The organism is Bradyrhizobium sp. MI1.11, assembly GCF_055811255.1.
Window position 1 is genome coordinate 79943 of the sequence record NZ_JBVVPM010000011.1, and the last position, 19802, is coordinate 99744.

Annotated in this window: 18 protein-coding genes and 1 pseudogene; 10 read left to right on the top strand and 9 right to left on the bottom strand. The window is 65.1% G+C overall.

Going from position 1 to position 19802, the window contains the following annotated elements; all coding sequences use genetic code 11:
* Positions 1-35: 35 nt before the first annotated feature.
* The 3 genes from AC0L30_RS13920 (at position 36) to AC0L30_RS13930 (ending at position 5025) form a co-directional block, all read left to right on the top strand.
* Positions 36-1016: an amino acid--[acyl-carrier-protein] ligase gene (locus AC0L30_RS13920; RefSeq protein WP_473404485.1), complete on the top strand. Its 981-nt coding sequence runs from the start codon at positions 36-38 to the stop codon at positions 1014-1016.
* A 37-nt stretch (positions 1017-1053) separates the two neighbouring features.
* A complete protein-coding gene (locus tag AC0L30_RS13925) occupies positions 1054-1929 on the top strand; it encodes an acyl-CoA acyltransferase (RefSeq protein WP_088941075.1) in 876 nt (291 codons plus the stop codon).
* A 228-nt stretch (positions 1930-2157) separates the two neighbouring features.
* Complete coding sequence (locus tag AC0L30_RS13930; RefSeq protein ID WP_473404486.1) at positions 2158-5025, top strand: PAS-domain containing protein; 2868 nt, start codon at positions 2158-2160, stop codon at positions 5023-5025.
* A 17-nt stretch (positions 5026-5042) separates the two neighbouring features.
* Here the strand turns inward: AC0L30_RS13930 and AC0L30_RS13935 are convergent, their stop codons facing one another.
* Entirely contained in the window at positions 5043-6737 is a 1695-nt protein-coding gene (locus AC0L30_RS13935; RefSeq protein WP_473404487.1) for an EAL domain-containing protein, read from the bottom strand.
* A 222-nt stretch (positions 6738-6959) separates the two neighbouring features.
* On the opposite strand from AC0L30_RS13935, the gene AC0L30_RS13940 reads away from it, so the two are divergent.
* A complete protein-coding gene (locus AC0L30_RS13940; RefSeq protein ID WP_007598104.1) occupies positions 6960-7220 on the top strand; it encodes a hypothetical protein in 261 nt (86 codons plus the stop codon).
* 1 nt (position 7221) lies between these two features.
* On the opposite strand, the gene AC0L30_RS13945 is transcribed toward AC0L30_RS13940, so the two are convergent.
* The 3 genes from AC0L30_RS13945 to mtgA all read right to left on the bottom strand — a co-directional run bounded on the left by AC0L30_RS13945 (position 7222) and on the right by mtgA (position 9037).
* A complete protein-coding gene (locus AC0L30_RS13945) occupies positions 7222-7866 on the bottom strand; it encodes a hypothetical protein (RefSeq protein WP_007598105.1) in 645 nt (214 codons plus the stop codon).
* Positions 7867-8009: 143 nt separating this feature from the next.
* Positions 8010-8192 carry a 50S ribosomal protein L32 gene (gene rpmF / locus AC0L30_RS13950; RefSeq protein ID WP_007598106.1) on the bottom strand — a complete coding sequence of 61 codons (183 nt, stop codon included), beginning with the start codon at positions 8190-8192 and terminating at the stop codon, positions 8010-8012.
* A 170-nt stretch (positions 8193-8362) separates the two neighbouring features.
* A complete protein-coding gene (gene mtgA, locus AC0L30_RS13955; RefSeq protein WP_219679745.1) occupies positions 8363-9037 on the bottom strand; it encodes a monofunctional biosynthetic peptidoglycan transglycosylase in 675 nt (224 codons plus the stop codon).
* Between the two features lie 160 nt (positions 9038-9197).
* On the opposite strand from mtgA, the gene AC0L30_RS13960 reads away from it, so the two are divergent.
* Both AC0L30_RS13960 and AC0L30_RS13965 read left to right on the top strand, forming a co-directional pair.
* Positions 9198-10121, top strand: a complete 924-nt coding sequence (locus tag AC0L30_RS13960; protein ID WP_219679747.1) for a polyprenyl synthetase family protein — start codon at positions 9198-9200, stop codon at positions 10119-10121.
* A gap of 7 nt (positions 10122-10128) precedes the next feature.
* Positions 10129-10821, top strand: coding sequence for a DUF1345 domain-containing protein (locus AC0L30_RS13965; protein WP_007598111.1), 693 nt, complete (start codon positions 10129-10131; stop codon positions 10819-10821).
* A 132-nt stretch (positions 10822-10953) separates the two neighbouring features.
* Here the strand turns inward: AC0L30_RS13965 and AC0L30_RS13970 are convergent, their stop codons facing one another.
* The gene (locus AC0L30_RS13970; protein WP_354200208.1) at positions 10954-12786 is read right to left on the bottom strand and encodes a caspase family protein; all 1833 of its coding nucleotides are present in this window, start codon (positions 12784-12786) and stop codon (positions 10954-10956) included.
* 180 nt (positions 12787-12966) lie between these two features.
* Complete coding sequence (locus AC0L30_RS13975) at positions 12967-13395, bottom strand: GFA family protein (RefSeq protein WP_007598114.1); 429 nt, start codon at positions 13393-13395, stop codon at positions 12967-12969.
* 94 nt (positions 13396-13489) lie between these two features.
* On the opposite strand from AC0L30_RS13975, the gene AC0L30_RS13980 reads away from it, so the two are divergent.
* From AC0L30_RS13980 to AC0L30_RS13990, 3 genes are all read left to right on the top strand, one after another.
* Positions 13490-13864, top strand: coding sequence for a nuclear transport factor 2 family protein (locus AC0L30_RS13980; protein WP_007598116.1), 375 nt, complete (start codon positions 13490-13492; stop codon positions 13862-13864).
* 191 nt (positions 13865-14055) lie between these two features.
* Complete coding sequence (gene bla, locus AC0L30_RS13985; RefSeq protein WP_473404488.1) at positions 14056-14925, top strand: class A beta-lactamase; 870 nt, start codon at positions 14056-14058, stop codon at positions 14923-14925.
* Between the two features lie 48 nt (positions 14926-14973).
* Positions 14974-16581, top strand: coding sequence for a Na+/H+ antiporter (locus AC0L30_RS13990; protein WP_354200210.1), 1608 nt, complete (start codon positions 14974-14976; stop codon positions 16579-16581).
* A gap of 26 nt (positions 16582-16607) precedes the next feature.
* Here the strand turns inward: AC0L30_RS13990 and AC0L30_RS13995 are convergent, their stop codons facing one another.
* The 3 genes and pseudogenes from AC0L30_RS13995 to AC0L30_RS14005 all read right to left on the bottom strand — a co-directional run bounded on the left by AC0L30_RS13995 (position 16608) and on the right by AC0L30_RS14005 (position 19652).
* Positions 16608-17426 carry an N-acetylmuramoyl-L-alanine amidase gene (locus AC0L30_RS13995; protein ID WP_473404489.1) on the bottom strand — a complete coding sequence of 273 codons (819 nt, stop codon included), beginning with the start codon at positions 17424-17426 and terminating at the stop codon, positions 16608-16610.
* A 3-nt stretch (positions 17427-17429) separates the two neighbouring features.
* Positions 17430-18767 carry a Rieske 2Fe-2S domain-containing protein gene (locus AC0L30_RS14000; protein WP_354200212.1) on the bottom strand — a complete coding sequence of 446 codons (1338 nt, stop codon included), beginning with the start codon at positions 18765-18767 and terminating at the stop codon, positions 17430-17432.
* Positions 18768-18853: 86 nt separating this feature from the next.
* Positions 18854-19652 (bottom strand): annotated as a pseudogene (locus tag AC0L30_RS14005) (TauD/TfdA dioxygenase family protein).
* Between AC0L30_RS14005 and AC0L30_RS14010 the strand changes: the two are divergent.
* A complete protein-coding gene (locus AC0L30_RS14010) occupies positions 19569-19745 on the top strand; it encodes a hypothetical protein (protein WP_473404519.1) in 177 nt (58 codons plus the stop codon). The pseudogene AC0L30_RS14005 and the gene AC0L30_RS14010 sit on opposite strands and share 84 nt — an antisense overlap.
* Positions 19746-19802: the final 57 nt, after the last annotated feature.

The following is a 19802-nucleotide window of genomic DNA, read 5'->3' on the forward strand; positions in this document are numbered from 1 at the left end:
CAATAAGAATAATTTCAGATAGCAGAAAGCCGAACATGAACATTGCTGTTCTCCCCAACTCGCCTGAGACCGCGCCGCAGATCGCGGATCCGCTGGACCATCTCGCCGAGAAGCTGTTCCACCCCATGGGCTCTGACGGCGTCTATGCCCGGACCGCGCTTTATGAAGGCATCGTCGAAAAGCTCGCCGCGCTGATCACGAGCCATCGCGAGGCCGGCACTGAGGTGATGCGCTTCCCGCCGGTGATGAGCCGGTCTCAGCTGGAAAGATCCGGCTACCTCAAGAGCTTTCCGAACCTGCTCGGTTGCGTCTGCGGCCTGCACGGCACCGAGCGCGAGATCAACGCCGCGGTCAGCCGCTTCGATGCCGGCGGCGACTGGACCAGCTCGCTCTCGCCGGCAGACCTCGTGCTGTCGCCGGCGGCCTGCTATCCCGTCTATCCGATCGCGGCGAGCCGCGGCCAGTTGCCGAAGGGTGGGCTGCGCTTCGACGTCGCCGCCGACTGCTTCCGCCGTGAACCGTCAAAACATCTCGACCGGCTGCAATCGTTCCGGATGCGGGAATATGTCTGCATCGGCAGCCCCGATGACGTCGCCGATTTCCGCGAGCGCTGGATGGTGCGGGCGCAGGCGATTGCGACCGATCTCGGTCTCACCTTCCGCGTCGATTATGCGAGCGATCCGTTCTTCGGCCGCGTCGGTCAGATGAAGGCGGTGAGCCAGAAGCAGCAGCAGCTCAAGTTCGAACTGCTGATCCCGCTGCGCTCGGAAGAGCAGCCGACCGCCTGCATGAGCTTCAATTATCACCGCGAGCATTTCGGCACGACCTGGGACATCAAGGACGCCCATGGCGAGCCGGCCCACACCGGCTGCGTCGCCTTCGGCATGGACCGTCTGGCCGTCGCCATGTTCCACACCCACGGCACCGACCCTTCCGCATGGCCCGCCAAGGTGCGGGAGATCATGGGCCTGCAGCCGCAGATCGCGGCCGATGCCCACGGCGAAGGCTGGCGCTAGCGGAACGAGGCCGGTCATTTCCACGGGAAAGACGAGCGTGATCCATACCAAGGTCCGATGCCGCGAGATCACCGAGGCCGACGTCGATGCGGTCGCGGACTTGCTGACGCGCGGCTTCGTCGGCCGCTCGCGCAGCTACTGGATCCAGGGCCTGCGCCGGCAAGCCTTCCGACCCGTACCGGACGGCTACCCGCGCTTCGGCTACATGCTCGACAATGATGGTACGCCGGTCGGCGTGCTGTTGCTGATCTATACGGCGCGAAGGGACGGCGACGAGACCGCCATCCAGTGCAATTTGTCGAGCTGGTACGTCGACCCGGCCTACCGCAATTACGCCCCGCTCCTGACCAAGATCGCGCAACGTCACAAGGACGTCACCTATCTCAACATCAGCCCGGCGCCCTGGACCTGGCCGATCATCGAGACGCAGGGCTTTCGCGCCTATTGCCGCGGCATATTCTTTTCCGTCCCTGCGCTGGCGCGCGTCCCACGCTGGAGCAAGATCGAGGTCATCTCGCAGCACGCCAAGACGATCGACGGGCTTTCCGATGCCGAGACCGATCTCTTGACGCGGCATGCGCGCTACAATTGCCTCAGCCTCGTCTGCCGCACGCCGAAAGGAGCGTTCCCCTTCATCCTGCAACCGGTGCGCATCCGCCGTGGCATCATTGCGCCACCCGCGATGAAGCTGATCTACTGCCGCAACGCGGCCGAATACACCGAATGCGCGGGCCGCATCGGCCGGCTGCTGCTGCGGCTCGGCAAGATCGCGGTCGCCGTCGATTCCAACGGCCCGGTTCCCGGCCTCGTCGGCATCTATACCGAGCGTCGCGGCCGCAAATATTTCAAAGGCCCACACCGGCCGCAGCTCGCCGACCTCACGGATACGGAACTCGTGCTGTACGGGCCGTAGGCGCCGTTTGGGCCAGACATTCGATGTCATTAGGGCCTAACGCGCAATTGCGCAGGTCGACCGGCGCGACGCGTGCCTGCACGCCCCTCCACATTCGCACGCATCACTGCGATGCTGGTCACCCTCCGTAAACTACGGCGCTTAAGGGAATTTTCCCGCCTCTTCGCTAGCCTCGGCGACCGAATTACCTTGCGTTAGGTCTATTGCCCGCCGAGACCCCGCCGCCCCATGACGTCGATGCGCGACAACGAGCTTGATGCACGCCGCGAGCAAGGCCCGAAGGCCCTGGTCGGGCTGAGCCAGCTTGCGCTCGACCACATGGAGCAAGGCGTCTGCGTCTACGATGCCGGCAACCGGATCGTGCTGGTCAATCAGCGCTACCTTGCGCTGTTCAACATGTCGGCCGACATCGTGCGGGTCGGCACGACCTACCGCGACGTGCTCGCCCACAGCGTGGCCCTTGGCAATATCCCCGCAGACGAAGTCGACACACTTTATGCCGCGCGCATGGCGCGGATCGCGACCGGCCAGCCGTTCCGGACTGAACAGACGCTTGCAAGCGGCCTCGTCATGGCGCTCGAGCTGAAGCCGTTTCCCGGCGGCGGCTGGATGACGATATGCGACGACGTCAGCCGCCTCGCCCGGGTCGAGGCGGAGCTGCGCGTGCAGACTGAGCGCAGCCAGCACGCGCTCGCCAACATGTCGCACGGGCTGATCATGTACGACGCCGACAGCCGTGTCGTCGTCCGCAACGATCGCTTCCTGAACCTCTACAATCTCGACCCGGACATCGTGAAGCCAGGCGTCTCGCATTGTACGGTCATCGAACATTGGATGTCGCGCGGCAACCTGCCGGGCATGCCGGGCGATGAATTCCAGGACAGCAGGCTGGAGGACGTGCGCACCAGGAAGACGAAAACCCTGCTGGTGATGCGCTATGACGGACGGATGGTGCAGGTGGTTTCCCGTTTTCTGCCCGACGGCGGCTGGGTGACGGTGCACGAAGACGTCACCGAGCGGCTGCAATACGAGGAGATGCTGAGGCAGCAGAATTTCATGCTCGATGCGGCGCTGGAGAACATGGCGCACGGGCTCGCCTTCTACGACAGCGACATGCGCCTGCGCATCTGCAACACCACCTACCGGAAGATCTATCGGCTGTCGCCGGAGGAAGCCAAGCCAGGCACGCATCTCGGCGAACTGATCGAACGCTCGATGGCAAACGGCGCGTTCTCGTCCGAGTATAGTCCGCAACAACTCCTGGAAGCCGCCAGCGCAAGGATCGCCGACCGCAACTCCTCGCCGATACGCCGGCGGATGTCGAACGACACCACGATCTCGGTGCGCTATTGCGCCCTGGCTGAGGGTGGTTTTGTGGCCACCTACGAGGACATCACCGAGCGCGAGCACGCAGTCGAGGAGTTGAGCGAACAGTATCGACGCTTCGACGCGGCCCTGAACAACATGAGCCAGGGCCTGTGCATGCTCGATTCGAGCTTGCGCGTCATCGTCTGCAACCGGCGCTACATCGAGATGTATGGACTGTCCCCCGAATTGGTGAAGCCGGGTGTGTCCATGCGCGAGATCATGGAGCACAGCTGCGAGCTCGGCATCCATCCAAAGACCACCGCCGCGCGGCTCTATGCCGACTATGTCGAGAGGCTGCGCGAGGGCGAGCACACGCTGCACCGCTATTTGGGCGACGGCCGCATCATCAAGCTCAATCACAAGCGAATGGAGCATGGCGGCTGGGTCGTCACCTATGAGGACGTCACCGAACGCCACAAGGCCCAGGCCCGCGTGGCGCACATGGCGCGGCACGATTCGCTCACCGACCTGCCCAATCGCACGCTGTTCCGCGAGAAGATGGGCGAGGGGCTGAACCAGGTCGCGATCGCCGGCGGCGCGATGGCCGTGCTGTGCTTCGACCTCGACAATTTCAAGACCGTCAACGACCGCCTCGGCCACGCGGCCGGCGACCGGCTGTTGCGGTGGGTCGCGGCGCAGCTGCAGGAGAATGTCGGCGAGCACGACACCGTCGCGCGGCTCGGTGGCGACGAGTTCGCGGTTCTCCAGCGCGGACCGCAGCCGCAATCAGCGGAAAGGCTCGCACGCCGCCTGGTGGAGATCATCGGTCACCCGCCGCCGCTGGAGCACCAGTCGATGCATGTCGGCGTCTCGGTCGGCATCGCAATCGCGCCCGATCATGGGCTCGACGCCGACGAGCTGATGAAATGCGCCGACCTCGCGCTGTACCAGGCCAAGGCCAAGGGGCGCGGCGCCTATCAGCTGTTCGAGCCCGAAATGGAGAAAGAGGCTCGCAGCCGGCACGCGCTCGAGCACGATCTGCGCGGCGCGCTGGAGGCCCGTGAATTCCACCTCGCATTCCAGCCGCAGGTGCGGCTCGAGACCACCGAACTTACCGGCTTCGAGGCGCTGCTGCGCTGGAAACATCCCTCGCGCGGCCTCGTCTCGCCGGCCGAATTCATTCCGATCGCGGAAGAGAACGGGCTGATCGTTCCGATCGGCGAATGGGTGCTGCGCACGGCCTGCGCGACCGCAGCGACCTGGCCCGATCTCACCGTCGCGGTGAATTTGTCGCCGGTTCAGTTCCGCTCGCGCGGGCTGGTGGCAATGGTCACGAGCGCGCTTGCGGAGGCCGGCCTGCCGCCGCATCGGCTCGAGCTCGAGGTCACCGAGACGGCGCTGCTCGACGACAGCGAGGCGACGATCGAGATCCTGCACCAGCTGCGCGCGTTGGGCGTGCGCGTCAGCCTGGACGATTTCGGCATCGGCTATTCTTCGCTGAGCTATTTGCGCAAGTTTCCGTTCGATCGCATCAAGATCGACCGCTCCTTCGTCGGCACGCTCAGTGAAAGCCCTGAGAGTATGGCGATCGTCCGCACCATCGCCAGCCTCGGCTCGGTGCTCGGCGTCGAGACCACGGCGGAGGGTGTCGAGACGATTGAGCAACTCGACTTCGTCCGCGAATGCGGCTGCACCGCCGTTCAGGGATATTATTTCGGCAAGCCCTCACCGGCCGCGGAGGTCGTGCGAGTCATCGAGCGCCTGAACACCGTTCGGCGCGTGGCGTAGGGATCCGGCTCAGACTCCTATCCTGCCGCGGGCAGCACGCTGTCCGGCGGCGCGCCCCAGGGGCGGTCGGCTGAGGCGAGCCCGATCAGGCGGCCCTGGATGTAGTCGCAGCCCCAGTCGCGCAGCATGTTCGCAGCTTCTTCGTCCTGCACCCATTCGGCCACCGTCTTGATGTCGAGGCGGCGGGCGAGGTCGATCAGGGTCTGCACGAAGGCGCGGTCGTCGGCCGAACGAGTGATGTTCTGCACGAACGCGCCGTCGATCTTCACGATGTCGACGCCGAGCTTGCGCAGATTGCGGAACGAGGTGTAGCCGGCGCCGAAATCATCGATGGCGATGCGACTGCCGAAATTCTTCAGCCGGGTGACGAAGCCGCGCACGTCGTCGATGTCCTGGATCGCGACGGTTTCGGTGATCTCGACGATCAGCCGCTCGGCGACGCCGGGATGGGCACGCATGAGCGATTCGATTCCGGCCCACCAATCCGGGTCCATGGTGGTGTCCGGGGAGATGTTGAGGCTGAGGCAGATGTCGGGCGCGGCGGCGAGCTCGGCGACCACCAGCTCGAGCACGCGGTGATCGACCAAGCGGATCAGGCCGAGCCGTTCCGCGACCGGCACGATGTCGGGCGCAAGCAGCACCTGGCCGTCGCCCTGGTCCATTCGCACCAGGCATTCGTGAAAGGCGCACTCGCGCGAGAGGGCAGCGACCACCGGCTCATAAGCGAGCTTGATGCGGCGCTCATTCAGTGCGGTGACAATCTCGTCGGTGACGCGGATGTTGACGCGGCGCTGGGCGTCGCGCGCGGCATCGGGGCGCCAGACGGCGAACGAGCCAACGCGGCGTTGTTTCGCCGTGTCCAGGGTCTCGTGGGCGCGATTGACGGCTTCATCGGTGTTGCGGGCATAGCGCGGCACGCTGACCGCACCGATCGAGGCGGTGACCGACACCGGCCCCGATTTGGTCGGCACCACCTCGTCGCGGATGCCGGCGAGGAAGCGCTCGGCGGCGATGTTCATGTCGTCGACGGTGCAATTCTTCAGGATCAGGCCGAACTTGTTGCCGGAGAAGCGGCCGAGCACGTCGCCGCCGCGCAAGCGCGTGCGAATGCGCGTGGCGACGTCGAGAATCACGGCGTCGGCAACGTCGAAGCCGAAGGCCTCGTTGACACGCGCGAGATGATCGATGCCGACCAGCATGAAGGCCGCGGTCGAGCGGAAACGGGTCGTCTCCTCGATGGCCTCGGCCAGCGCGGCGATCAGATGCGAGCGATTGAGCTCGCCGGTCAGCGGATCGAGCCGGGCCAGCTTCGTCAGTTCCTCGTCGCGGGCGTGGCGTTCATTGTTGATGCGGACGGAGCCGATCGCACGCACCGGGCGGCCGTCGGGGCCGGCGAACCAGCGGCCGGTCTCCTCGATCCAGACCACGGGATCGGCGGCGCTCATGCGCACGCCGTACTCGATCCGGTAGGGGGTGCCGTCGGCGCCGTGCACGGCCGAGGTCTGCGCCAGCGCGGCGGTCCGCAGCGATTGCGCGGGCTCGATCAGCTTGGCGAATTCGGCGCCGGTGGCCAGCCGTTCAGGGGGAATGCCAGGAAAGATGGCGCCGACCTGCTCACCCCAAACGATGGCATCGCTAGCGATGTCCCAGGCGAACACGGCCTGGCCGAGGGCGGCCAGGATGTCGGAGGCTTGCGGCAATGCGGGGGTCAAAATCGCCTCGTTTCGGGACAGCGGGGAGTCCTGAGGTCGGCACAGGATAAAGCCAGATTCGCCATTGACCCTAGGCAAAGTTGATAAACAATTTGGAAACCACGTTTCCTCACGCGCAGGAACCAAACCGGCCCGCCCGGCATAGGCCTTGCGAGTACATGACACGCACCGGCGCCAGCGTCTCGAAACGAGACGATCTTCGCCGGGTCAACGGTGATTGCGATGTTGAGTACCGATCGATCGAACGCCTCGGACAACAGCACGGGCTCGGCTCTGGTGCCGCTGATGCCGATTCTGCAGTGGGTCCACAAGGCACCGCTGCCGCGCCCCGATCCCAGCTTCGTCACCCAGCTCATCGCCAATGCCGAGCACCTACCCCAGGCGACCCGGCTCCGCCGCGCGTCTTCCGGGGATGCGCAGGTCGCCTATGGCAGCAAGCGCCCGCTTCCGAGCGTCACCGCGCGCACGCGGCAGGTGGCTTGAATCAGCGCGGCGCGTCGGGAGACGGCTGGGTGCCGTTGCCCGGCTGCAAATGCGGCGAGGGAATTTCCGGCGAAGGCGTACTCACAGGCTTCGGCGCCGGGTGATCCATCAGCACGGATTCGGCGACCGATTGTGCCGTAGGCGCGGGCGGCTCCGCCGGAGCTGGTTGCGGAGCGGGCACTGGCTCGAACTTGGGCTCGAACGTCCCTTCATCTGCCGGCGTCTCGGCCTGGCGCCTGGCCTTGCGCGGCGCTGGTGCGGTCTCGGCGACATAAGCCACGCGGCGGCGGGTACGCTGGGCGATGCCGCCGAGGAAATCGGCCATCGCGAGCAGCACCAGAAGGAAATAGGTGGAGTTGCCGAATTTCGGCCACATCACGAATTCGGCCGCAGCCGCGCCGAACACGATCAGTGACAGCAAATGATCCATCAGGAATTTCGAACCGGGCCGCGCGCCCTTGACCACTTCGAGCAGCAGCAGCACGACACCTAGCGCGAGCATCACGTCGGCGAGCGTGACCGGCCAGGCCTCGCCCGTGATCATCGGCACCTTGAACAGCACGTCCGTAAAGGACACGCTCGGCATCAGGAAAGCGATGATGTTGTAGACCGCGAGCGGGATCAGGAGCAGCGGGAAACCGACCATCGGCGAAATGCCTTCTCGATCAAGATATCCAGACAGGACAATGCGGCGGCGAAGCATTAGCTCCGCCGCCGTCACTGTCATATCTCATGGGTTGGCCGAAATCAGGCAGGCCCGATCGTCCTGCCCAAAGAAAGGTCCCGAACTCAGGACTCTTTCTTCTTCAGGACCTGACGGCCCTTGTACATGCCGGTCTTGAGGTCGAGATGGTGCGGACGACGGAGCTCGCCGGAATCCTTGTCTTCCACATAGGTCGGCTTCTTGATGGCGTCAGCCGAGCGGCGCATGCCACGGCGCGACGGCGAGGTTTTTCTTCTCGGAACGGCCATTTCAGTATCCTCTAGGGATTGGTGTCATCAGGGCATCGTCCGCGGAGGGACGGCTCAGCACCCGCAAACCGAGGCGAGCTGAATGCCGGTCAAGGCCGGGCTTATAGAGGAAGGCCTGCCTTAAATCTAGGGCTCTGGGGCCGGAAAATGCGCCCGAAAAGGACCCGAAATCAGCGATTCTCCCGCCAGCAGGTCGAAAGCGAGCTGGCCTGCGCCCTCGCCACATAGGTCCCGGCCAGCCGCCGGACACCCGGTCCCGGCGTCCTGGCGCTGCGTTTGACCGGATTCGGCAGGATCGAGGCCAGAAGCGCCGCATCCCGGGGGGAGAGGTTCGCCGCCGACTTGCCGAAAGCATAGGCGCTGGCCGCCTCGGCCCCAAACTGGCCCTGTGGTCCCAGTTCGGCGATGTTGAGGTAAATCTCCAGGATACGTGCCTTCGGCAGGACGAGATCGATCCACAGCGCCAACGGGAATTCCAGCGCCTTGCGGACGAAGTCCCGCCCCTGCCAGAGGAACAAGTTTTTCGCCACCTGCTGGGTGATGGTGGAAGCGCCCCGGAACGGGGTGCCGTCCTCCTTCGCATCGTCGATCGCCTCACGCAGCGCACCCCAGTCGATGCCGTGATGCTTGCAGAAATGGGCGTCTTCGGCTGCCACCACCGAGCGTGGCAGCGAGGGCGACATCGCCGCCAGATCGATCCATTCCCGCTGCATCGGCGCACCCCGAAGCGAGCGCCAGACCATCAGCGCCGAAACGGGATGGCCGGCACGGTAGAACGGCGCGATGACATAGGGCGCGAGAGCCGCGACCGCGAGCACCAGGAGAAGGGTTTTGACGACGCGCAAATCAACCTTTCCGGCGCAGAACGAAACGCGGCCACGGGCCCGGCATTAAGTCTGTGATAATTCGGGCCTTTTCCAGCACTTTTTAGGCCTTCCAAACGATTGACTGAGGCGGGCGCATAAAGGATTGTCCCGCCGAATTTTAGTTCTGGAGCCCTTCTTGATGACCGGCACGTCCCCGTCCGATTTCGCCAAACGTCTGGACAAGACCGCTGATGACACCGAGGCCCTGCTCGGGCGCCTGCTGTCGGACGACATCCTGCACGATGAGATCGCCCGTCCCAAGCGACTGATGGACGCAATGCGCTATTCGAGCCTCAATGGCGGCAAGCGCTTGCGGCCGTTCCTGGTGGTCGAAAGCGCGGCCGTGTTCGGCGTGTCGCGCGAAGCCGCACTGCTCGCCGGTGCGGCGCTCGAATGCATCCACTGCTATTCGCTGATCCACGACGATCTGCCGGCGATGGACAATTCGGACCTGCGCCGCGGCCGCCCGACCCTGCACAAGAAGACCGACGACGCGACCGCGATCCTCGCGGGCGACGGCCTGTTGACGCTCGCCTTCGACATCATCACCCGCGACGAGATCCATCGCGACGCCAATGTGCGGCTCCTGCTGACGCGCGCACTGGCGCGCTGCGCCGGCATCGGCGGCATGGTCGGCGGCCAGATTCTCGACCTCGCCGGCGAAGGCCGCTTTGGCGGCAACGAGCCGATCGACGTCGCCCGCATTCAGCAGATGAAGACCGGCGCGCTGCTGCGCTACGGCTGCATCGCCGGCGCGATCCTCGGCCAGGCCTCACAAAAGGAATATCAGGCGCTCGACGATTACGGCCGCGCGCTCGGCGAAGCCTTCCAGATCGCCGACGACCTGCTCGACGTCGAAGGCGATGCCGCCGCGCTCGGCAAGCCTGCCGGCGCCGATGCAGCGCTCGGCAAGACCACCTTCGTCACCCAGCTCGGCATCGAAGGCGCCAAGCAGCGCGTGCGCGACCTGCTCGCGCGCGCCGACAGCGCCGTGTCGATCTTCGGCGAACGGGCCGCCGTGCTGCAAGCGGCTGCGCGGTTCGTGGCCGAACGGAAGAGCTGATAGCGCGATGGCGGGCGGCAGCAAGGAAGACCCCGCCCTCGCCCGCTTTCGCAAGATGTCGCGGCCGATGCGGCTGATTTATGCGCGTCCGCGGACGTTCATGTCGCTTGCCGTTGGTATTCTCGTCTGCCTGCTCATCCCGGGTTCGCACCGGCTGGTCACGCGGCTTCTGTTCGGCTGGGATGCGTTGATCGCCGTTTATCTGGTGCTGGTCTACGCGATGATGCTATGCAACGACCACCAGCACATCCGCCGCGCCGCAGCGATGCAGGACGATGGCCGCTTCGTGATCCTGCTGGTGACGGCGATCGGCGCCTTCGCCAGCATCGCCGCGATCGTCTCCGAGCTTGGAACGCCGCATCGCGGCGTCCTGGAGCTGAGCATCGCAATCACCACCATCGTGTTGTCGTGGGCCGCCGTGCACACGATCTTCGCCCTGCATTACGCGCATGATTATTACCGGCACGCCACGCCGGGCGGCCTTCAGTTTCCCAGCGGCGACAAGGAAGACCACGCGGATTATTGGGACTTCGTCTATTTCTCGTTCGTGATCGGCATGACCGCGCAGGTCTCCGACGTCGGCATCTCCGACAAGACCATCCGCCGCACCGCGACCGCGCACGGCATCGTCTCATTCATCTACAATACGGCCTTGCTGGCGCTGACGGTCAACATCGCGGCGAGCGCGATCTCGACGTAGTCGTCGTCCTGGCGAAAGCCAGGACCCATTGCCACCGGCCGTGGTTTTGCGAAGACTGGTGGTTGGCTCCTCGGCGCCGCAACTTCTCCCTGGGGTAATGGGTCCTGGCTTTCGCCAGGACGACATTGGGAGTTAATTACACACCTCGGCATTGGCATCGTTGCCGGGGCCGCCGCCGCCGCGATATTCGAGATGGCAGCCGCGGTTGACCGGACGGCAGCCGGCGCTATTGCAGAATAGCTGTCCGCCGCTCGAGCGGCGGCTGGCGCCAGCGGCAGCAGCGATGCCCGCAGCGCCACCAAAGCCGCCGGCCGCTCCGGCAGCCTCACCGCCGGCTTGACGACGCTGCCGCGCGGGACGCTCGTCGCCATCGTCACGCTTTGCGGTCGCAGGCTTGGCGGTCGCAGGCTTGGCGGCACGCTGCTTCTCGCACTCGTTGTCGTCGTTGAGCGCATAGCCATCACGGCAGACGATCTTGGTGCACTTGTCGCCGTCGGCCTTGAAGCCGTGCTCGCAAACCAGCGGACAGACGCGCGACTGTTTCGACTTGAGCGTGTCGAGCGCGTCGGTGCTCGCCACCTTCACGTCGAGCTTGGTGCCGGCATAACGGTTGAACTGCGACAACGAGCGCTGCGCGGACGTCGTCCAGTTGCCGTCGGCGGCGCCGGAGAAGCAACCGACCCGGCCGAGCTCGGTCTGCACCGAGCGGCTGAGATCGGCCGGCGCGGAGGGCGGCGTCAGCGACGCGACGTTTGTGCCGGTGGGGCTCGCCGTGGTGGCTGGCGCCGCACTCGGCGCCGCGGCGGCGAGATTGACGCGCTGCTGCTCGGCGGCGGCCGCCTGCTGCTGCGCCTGCTCCTTGGCCTTTTGCGCCGCAAGCTGTACCTGCTCGGCGGCCTTCGCATCGGCGACTGCCTTGGCCTGCGTATCCTTCTGCGCGCCAAGTGCGGCAAGACGATCGCGCTCGGCCTCGGCCTGCTTCGCCTTCTCGGTGGCCGCCGCATGAGCCTGCTCGGCGCCGATTTTTTCGAGCTGAAGCTTGGCAAGGCTCGCATAGAAGCCGTCGGAATGCTGGGCGAGGAACGCCTCCCATGCCGGCCTGTTGCCGACCTGGAGCGCGAGTTCGTAATCGCGGCGGATGTCGGCTTGCGGGTTCGGCGCGGGCGCGGCGGGAGCCGCAGCCGTCACCTTGACCGGCACCAGCGGCACGTCCTCGCCGCCGAGCGAGCCATAGACGAACGGCTCCTGCTTGTTACCTGTCGACTTGAGCACGTCGTCGCGCACGAAGCCGAAGGCGCGGCGGACGTCGAGGCCCGGCGTCGTCAGATGCTTGGACAGCGCCACGGTGAAGGGGCTGTTCGCACCGTCGCCATCCTGCGCCGTGAAGCCGGCCTTGGCCGAATAGGCGATCAGCGTGTTGGGGCTGGTCGGCTCGACCTGGGCGAGGCCGCGGCCGATGCCGCGCGACGCGACCGTGCGCTTCATGGTCTTGCCGAACGGATTGTCACGGCAGGCATCCAGGATCACCAGGCGAAGCTGCTTGGCCGGTTCGACCGCAACCAGGACGCGGTCGAGGGAGAGCGCCTCGTCAAAGACGTCGGTGTCACGCTCCAGCTTGGCGTCGACAGGGATCAGATAGTTCGAGCCTTCAACCTCGATGCCGTGGCCGGCATAATAGACCACGGCGATATCGGCATCGCGGGTCCCGTCGGCAAATTCGCGCAGCACGCGTCGGGTTTCCTGCGCCGTCAGGTCGTGCCGGGAATCGACGATGTCGAACCCGGCCTCCTTCAGCGTCCGGGCCATCACCGAACCGTCATTGACGGGGTTCGTCAGCGACGGCGCATGCTGGTAGGCGGAGTTGGCGATCACCAGCGCGACGCGCTTTCCGGCGAAAGCGGGCCCGGTGCCGAATAGCAGCGCGACGGCGAGGAGAAGGGGGCAAAGTCTGAGCAATTTGCGCATGACACGACTTCCGAGTTCAGGGCCGTTCGAGCCCCTTTGGGACGGCTTTAGCAGGGTCCGTCGCGGACGCTTGTGACGGAGGTCACGAAGGTGATGCCAGCGGCAGGCCGAAAGGCCGCTTTTGTTTGTCGCGCCAGTCCGGCCGCGGTTCGCCGAGACACGAGTGCACAGCAGGTTCCCTCAGGCATCTCCCACGTGGCCCCGATATTGCGGCAGATTATCCGTAATCTCGTGCCAAGGCGCCTTCGAGCCCACGAAAATGTGGGCGCTCGGTCGGATCGAGGGGGCATCGACCAGGGTTCCCATGGCGACATGGACCCATTTTCCCTCGCGCACCCGGGAATAAAGCAGCGAGCCGCAGCGGGCGCAGTGGGCGTCATGGGTGGTGTCGTCGCCGTAGATGGTGCGCTGGTTCTCGCCGCTGACGATGCGGAGCTTGCCCTGCTCGATACCGGCGAACGGCTTGAAGGCGGCGCCGGTGGTGCGGCGGCAATCCGAGCAGTGGCAGTTCATCGCATAAGAGAACGCGTCCGCCACCTCGTAGCGCACGGCGCGGCAATAGCATTCACCGACCAGGATACGAGCGTTCGAATTCTCTGATCCGGTCATCACAGTGTCCTCGCGCAAATGGTACGCACTCCCATAGCGCATTTTGACGTGTACGACTAAGTTCGCCCCGAGCCATCATTCAAAGGGATGACCCATGAGCCAGAACCGTTCGAGTGTCGAAGCCGTCGTGCAATCCTATTTCGACGGACTTTACGAGGGCGATGCCGAAAAGCTCGGCGCCATCTTCCATCCCTCCGCCGATTTGCGCTGGGTCGAGAAGGGTGAGCTGCAGGTGCTGACCGTGCCGGACTGGCTCGACCGCGTGCGCAAGCGTCCCTCCGGCAAGGCCGAAGGCAAGCCGCGCGAGGATTTCATCGTCACGATCGACCGTTCCGACGACAAGACCGCCTTCATCAAGGTCCGATGCCAACTGCCGCCGCGTTTTTTCACGGACTATCTGGTGGCGATGAAGCTCGCCGACGGCTGGCAGATCGTATCGAAGTCTTATCGGTATGATCTGCGGGAGTGAGGGGGGCCTAATCTTCCGCTGCCCGAAATCGGGCGCACTCGTCCCACATCCTCCGTCGTTGCGAGCGCAGCGAAGCAATCCAGAGTCTTTCCGCGGAGGCAGACTGGATTGCTTCGCTGCGCTCGCAATGATGATGCGGATGGAGTGCATGCCGCATCTCCACCCCGCCCGCCTCGCTCAAAAGGTTCCCCATGCTTCTCGACCGCCGTTCGCTGCTTGCCTCGCTGTGCTGGATTGCCGCCTCTCCCGCGCTCGCCGCGGACGCGCTACCTGAACTCGAAGCCTATGAGCGCGAGAGCGGCGGCCGGATCGGGGTCTATGCCGAGAACCTCGCGACCGGCGCGAAGCTCGCATGGCGCGCCGACGAACGGTTCGTCATGTGCTCGACATTCAAGGCTTCGCTCGCGGCCTGCGTACTGGCGCGGGTCGATCGTGGCGAGGATCAGCTTGCGGCCATGATCCCGTACGGCAAGGCCGACCTGCTGGAGTACGCACCGGTCGCCAAGCAAAACATTGCCGCCGGCGCAATGTCGGTCACCGAGATGTGCAAGGCGATCGTCGAGCTCAGCGACAACACCTGCGCCAATTTGCTGCTGGCGCGGATCGGCGGTCCCGCCGCACTCACCGCGTTCTGGCGGTCGCTCGGCGACACCACCTCACGGCTCGACCACAACGAGCCCGAGCTCAACCGCTCACCGCCCGGCGATCCCCGCGACACCACGACGCCGGCGGCGATGGCAGGCAATCTGCGCCGGCTTGTGACGGGCGAGGCGCTGTCGGCGACCTCGCGTGCGCAGCTCACGGACTGGCTGGTGGGTTGCAAGACCGGCGCGAACCGGCTGCGTGGCGGGCTCCCCGCAAGCTGGAAGATCGGCGACAAGACAGGCAACAACGGCAAGGACGCCTCCGGCGATATCGCGGTGGCCTGGCCCAAGCCCGATACGAAACCCGATGCCCCGATCCTGATCGCGGCCTACACCCAGGGCGGTATGCCGAGTGCGGCGCAGATCGAAACCGTGTTCGCACGCATCGGCCGCATGGTGGCCGAGCGGCTGGCGTAAGCCGCACGCATTGACGTTGCGACCGCTTCCGGGTGAAGACAGATCATCATGGAAGCGAAATTTCAGACCTTTCTCATCCTGCTCGCCGTGCTGGCGGGCACCGCGCTTGTCGCCCGCCGCTTCAACATCGCGCCTGCCATTCTGCTGATGCTCTCCGGCGTCGGCCTCGCCTTCGTGCCGGGCATGCCACCGGTCGAACTGCCGCCGGAACTGGTGCTGCTGATGGTGCTGCCGCCGCTGATCTACTCGGCGAGCGTCGCGATGAGCTGGCGCGAGTTCAAAAAGAATCTTCGCCCCATTGTGATGCTCGCGGTCGGCGCGGTGATCTTCACCACAGCACTGGTCGCAACCGCCACCCACTATTTGATCGGCCTGCCCTGGACGATCGGCTTCCTGCTCGGCGCCATCGTCGCGCCGCCCGACGTGGTGGCGCCGCTCGCGATCGCGCGCCGGTTGCATTTGCCGCGCAGGCTCACGGTCATCCTCGAAGGCGAAGGGCTCGCGAATGACGCCACCGCGCTGATCCTCTATCGGTTCGCGCTCGCCGCAATCATGGTCGGGCATTTCTCGCTGCCTCTGGCAGGCGGCGAGTTCCTGCTCATCGTCGCCGGGGAGATCGCCTTCGGCATCGGTGTCGGCTGGCTCTCCCTGCGTTTCCGCAAATGGTCGGGGGATCCGCAGGTCGAGCTGACGCTGTCGCTGATCACGCCCTACGTGTCCTATTGGCTGCCCGAACATCTCGGAGGCTCCGGCGTGATCGCCACCGTTGCCTGTGGCCTCTATGTGAGCTGGAACGGCCCGCTGCTGATCTCGGCATCGACGCGCCTGCAAGGAATCTTCTTCTGGGACCTCGTGATCTATCTGATTGAGGGCTTGCTGTTCCTGCTCACCGGATTCCAGATGCGCGCGCTCTACGAGAAGTCGAAAGCGTTCCCGCTCGACGACATCATGATTGCGACCGCCGTGGTGCTGGCGGTCGTCGTGATCGCACGCTTCGCCTGGCTCTATCCCGCGACCTATCTGCCACGAATGCTCAGCAAGTCGCTGCGTGCGCGCGATCCGTCACCGCCATGGCAATGGCCGTTCGTGCTTGCGTTCACCGGCGTGCGCGGCGCGGTGTCGCTGGCGGCGGCACTGGCGCTGCCGTTCACGCTGCCGGGCGGCGAGGCCTTTCCGTTTCGCGACCTGATCCTGTTCGTTGCCTTCGGTGTCATCTTCATCACGCTGATCGGCGTCGGCCTCACACTGCCCCCGGTGGTGCGTTGGCTCGGTGTCGCGGACGCCGGCCGCAGCGAGCATGCCGCCGAGCACGAGTCCGAGATCGCGGCACGGCGCCAGGCCCTCGATGCCGCCCTGACGTCGCTCGATGCGCTAACCGAGGAGAAGGACGTCTCGGACGAGGTGATGCGGCTCCTGCGCGCCCGCCACGAGATCCGGGTCAACCAGCTTCCCGATTCGCTCGATCCCACCCGCCACGACGTCTCCGCCGCCGGCACCGCCTTGACTCGCGATCTGATCGCCGCCGAGCGCAAATTCATCCACAACCTGCTGCGCGACGGCCAGATCACCGACGAGACGCGCCGGCGGATCGAGCGCGATCTGGATCTGGAGGAGGCGAGTTTGGCGAACCGGGAATACCGGGGAGGGCCGCTATAGATTCCCGTCATTGCTGGCGGCGCAAACTACCGCCTCTCGCAAAATTCCCTCATCGCCACCGCCACGGCGCCCGCAATGATCTCCTGACGCTCCGGCGAGTTCATCGCCATTTCCTCGTCGCGGTTGATGATGGAGCCCGCTTCGAGCAGCACTGCGGCGCTACGGGTTTGCGAGAGCACGACGAGCCCGTCATAGCGGTAGACGCCGACATCCTTGTCGAGCAATTGGCGCCGGTAGCGGCCCATCACCGGCAGGCTGTATTGGCTGGCATAATGCAGGTCCTGCTCTTTCAACTGCCTGCCGATCATCCGGGCCAGCATCAAGCTTGCGGCGAAGTGCGGATTCCGCTCCGACACAAACAGAGAGTGGCCCGAAAAGCGGTCACTGAAATAGCTGTTCGCGCCGTCGAACTCCCAGGTCTCGATCAGCTTGTCCGGCACCGAATCGTGATGGATCGACAGGAAGAGATCGGCCCGGGCACCATTCGCGGTGCTGACGCGTTTGAGCAGGCTCGGCCGGGCCTTGCCGTCCGTGACGAGCAGCCGGGTCGCGGCAAAGCCTTCGGCCTTGAGCTTCGCCGTGATCAGACTTGCAAGCCGGAAGTTGAAGCCGAACTCGGTGTCGTTGCGTGCGCTCAACGCGCCGTAGGAGTCCGGGGTGTGCCCGACATCCACGACGATCCGGAATTTCGACATCTCACACTTGACCGGCGCGTGCGGCGGCTTGGGTTTCGCGATTGTCCGCGCGATAGCAGCATGACCGGTGTCTGCAGGCGCCAGCGACCATAGCAAGATCGACGCGACGAGCGTCGAGACGAGACTTGCAAGGATGCGCGGCTGCCCCAAGCGCTACTCCGCTGCTGCTGTTCGCGGCCGGCCGACAAAGCCTGTGACGTCGCCGAAACGCTCCAGCATCACCGCGGAAAGGTCCTTGGTCTTGCTGGTGACGCAGGCGCCCGAGCGCACAGCGTAACGATCCTGATGCGCGGCCTGCGGCGGCGGCTCGCCCTGCTGAAGCGCCCGCGCCAGCTCCATCACGACTTTCCGGAAATGCATGATACCGAGATCGGTCGGACCGAGATGCTCGCGGGTGCGGTCGGCGATCGGGCGCTGGCTGTCCTGCACGGCCGCATCCTGTTCGGAGACGCCCTTGATGCCGGTGTAGCTCCTGGTCTTCTGGAGCTTGCGATCGATCAGATAGTCGTTGCCCTTGTGGCGCAGCGGCACGTAGTTGTCGCCAACCTCCGCGATCACGCCGTTGCCGCGGTCGAAGGCGTCGCGCTCGGCTTGCGTCAGCGGCCGCTCCGGATTCCAGGCATAGGTGTAGATCCAGCAATTGGTGTCGGTAACGGGCACGAAGGTCTGGCCAAAGATGTTCTCGCCGGGCATCGCGCTCGGGGCATAGGCGTGGAACGGCATCAGGAACTGCGCGATGCGCCAGTAGATGTCATCGCGGCCCGTGAGCCGCCCGCCGGCGATGGTGAGGCCCGCCGCGTGCGGAGCGATCTTGATCACAGGGCGCGGATCCTCCGCGATCCAGCGCATGTGATCGCTCGACATCCGCGCGATCGGATTCACGAAATGCTTCTTGATATCCAGAATCTCGTTCTCCTCCTTGTCGAAGGAGAGATGGGCGAAGGTGAAATGTGCGGTGTCGATCGAGCCTTCCAGCGCCTGCACCCAGTTGCAGTCCTGCCATTTCTTGCTGACGTAGCGGTGCGAGGCCGGCAGCAGCGCCATTTCGAGATCGGGCAGCTCGGGCATCGCATCCGCGGGACCCATATAGGCCCAGATCATCTCGCCCCATTCGCGCGCCGGATAGGATTTGATGCGGATGAGATCCTTGGCGTTGAGATCGGGATAGGAGGTCGGCATGTCGACGCACCTCCCGTCGGTGTCGAACTTCCAGCCGTGATAGACGCAGCGGATGCCGCATTCCTCGTTGCGCCCGAGCCAGAGATTGGCGCCGCGATGCGGGCAGTACTGATCGATTAATCCGACGACGCCGCGCGAGTCGCGGAAGGCGAGCAGCTCCTCGCCGAGAACGATGATCTTCTTCGGCTCGCCGTCGGGTTCGGGGAGTTCTTCGGACAGCAGGACAGGAATCCAGAACCGGCGCAACAATTCGCCCATGCCGGTTCCGGGGCCCGACTCGGTCAGGAATTTGTTGTCCTCGGCGCGGAGCATGGAAAATCCTCCCGACGGTCTTTGTTTTCGGCAAGATTGGCGCGGACGCGGGAAGACGTCAACGCGGAACGCGATGCGCAGGCGGGTTAAACCGGCCGCTCCCCCTTCACCGTCACGCGCGTGCCGGAGCGCGTATGCGGCCAGTAATCCCACATCGCGCGGTGCTGGGTGCAGCGGTTGTCCCAGAACGCGATCGCGTTCTCGGTCCAGCGGAAACGGCACTGAAACAGCGGGTTCTCGGCGTGTTGATAGAGATAGGCCAGCATCGCGTCGCTCTCGTCGCGCGGGATGCCGTTGATGTGCCGGGTGAAGCCGCGGTTGACGTAGAGCGCCTTCTTGCCCGTGACCGGATGCGTGCGCACCACGGGATGCTCGGCACTCGGATAGGACGGTCGGTCGGCGACGCCGTAATTGGCGTAGAGCCCGCGATAGATCGGCTCGCCGTCGTGCAGCGCGGTCAGCCCGTCGAGATAGGCCTTCATGCGATCCGACAGCGCCTCGTAGGCGGCGTACATGTTGGCGAACAGCGTGTCGCCGCCGCGCGGCGGGCACTGCTTGATGTAGAGGATCGAGCCCATCGGCGGCTCGAGATCGCAGGACACGTCGGAATGCCAGCCCTCGCCGTTGGCACGCGGCGAGTTCGCATCCGCATAGATCTTCATCAGCGCGGGGTCTTCATCTTCGTGCGGCGCGGCGGGATGGAAATGCAGCTCGCCGAACTTGCGGCCGAAGGCGAGATGCTGTTGCGGCGTGATGTGCTGGTCGCGGAAGAAGATCACGAGGTTTTTCAGCGAGCGCGCGATGGACCTCGTCGATCTGCCGGTTGGAGCGCGCATCGTCGGAAACGAGCTTGCCGATGTCGACGCCGGAGATTTCCGCGCCGATGATGGGCGTGAGCTTTTCGACCCGAAGCGTCTCGTAAGGCGCGCCGTCGTCCGTAGCGTGGCGATAGCGCGGGCCCTGCTTGCCGGCGAGTGAGCTCATGGCGTGTCTCCCGATGCATTCTTGCTTGGGAGCATCGTAGCAATGTAGGGC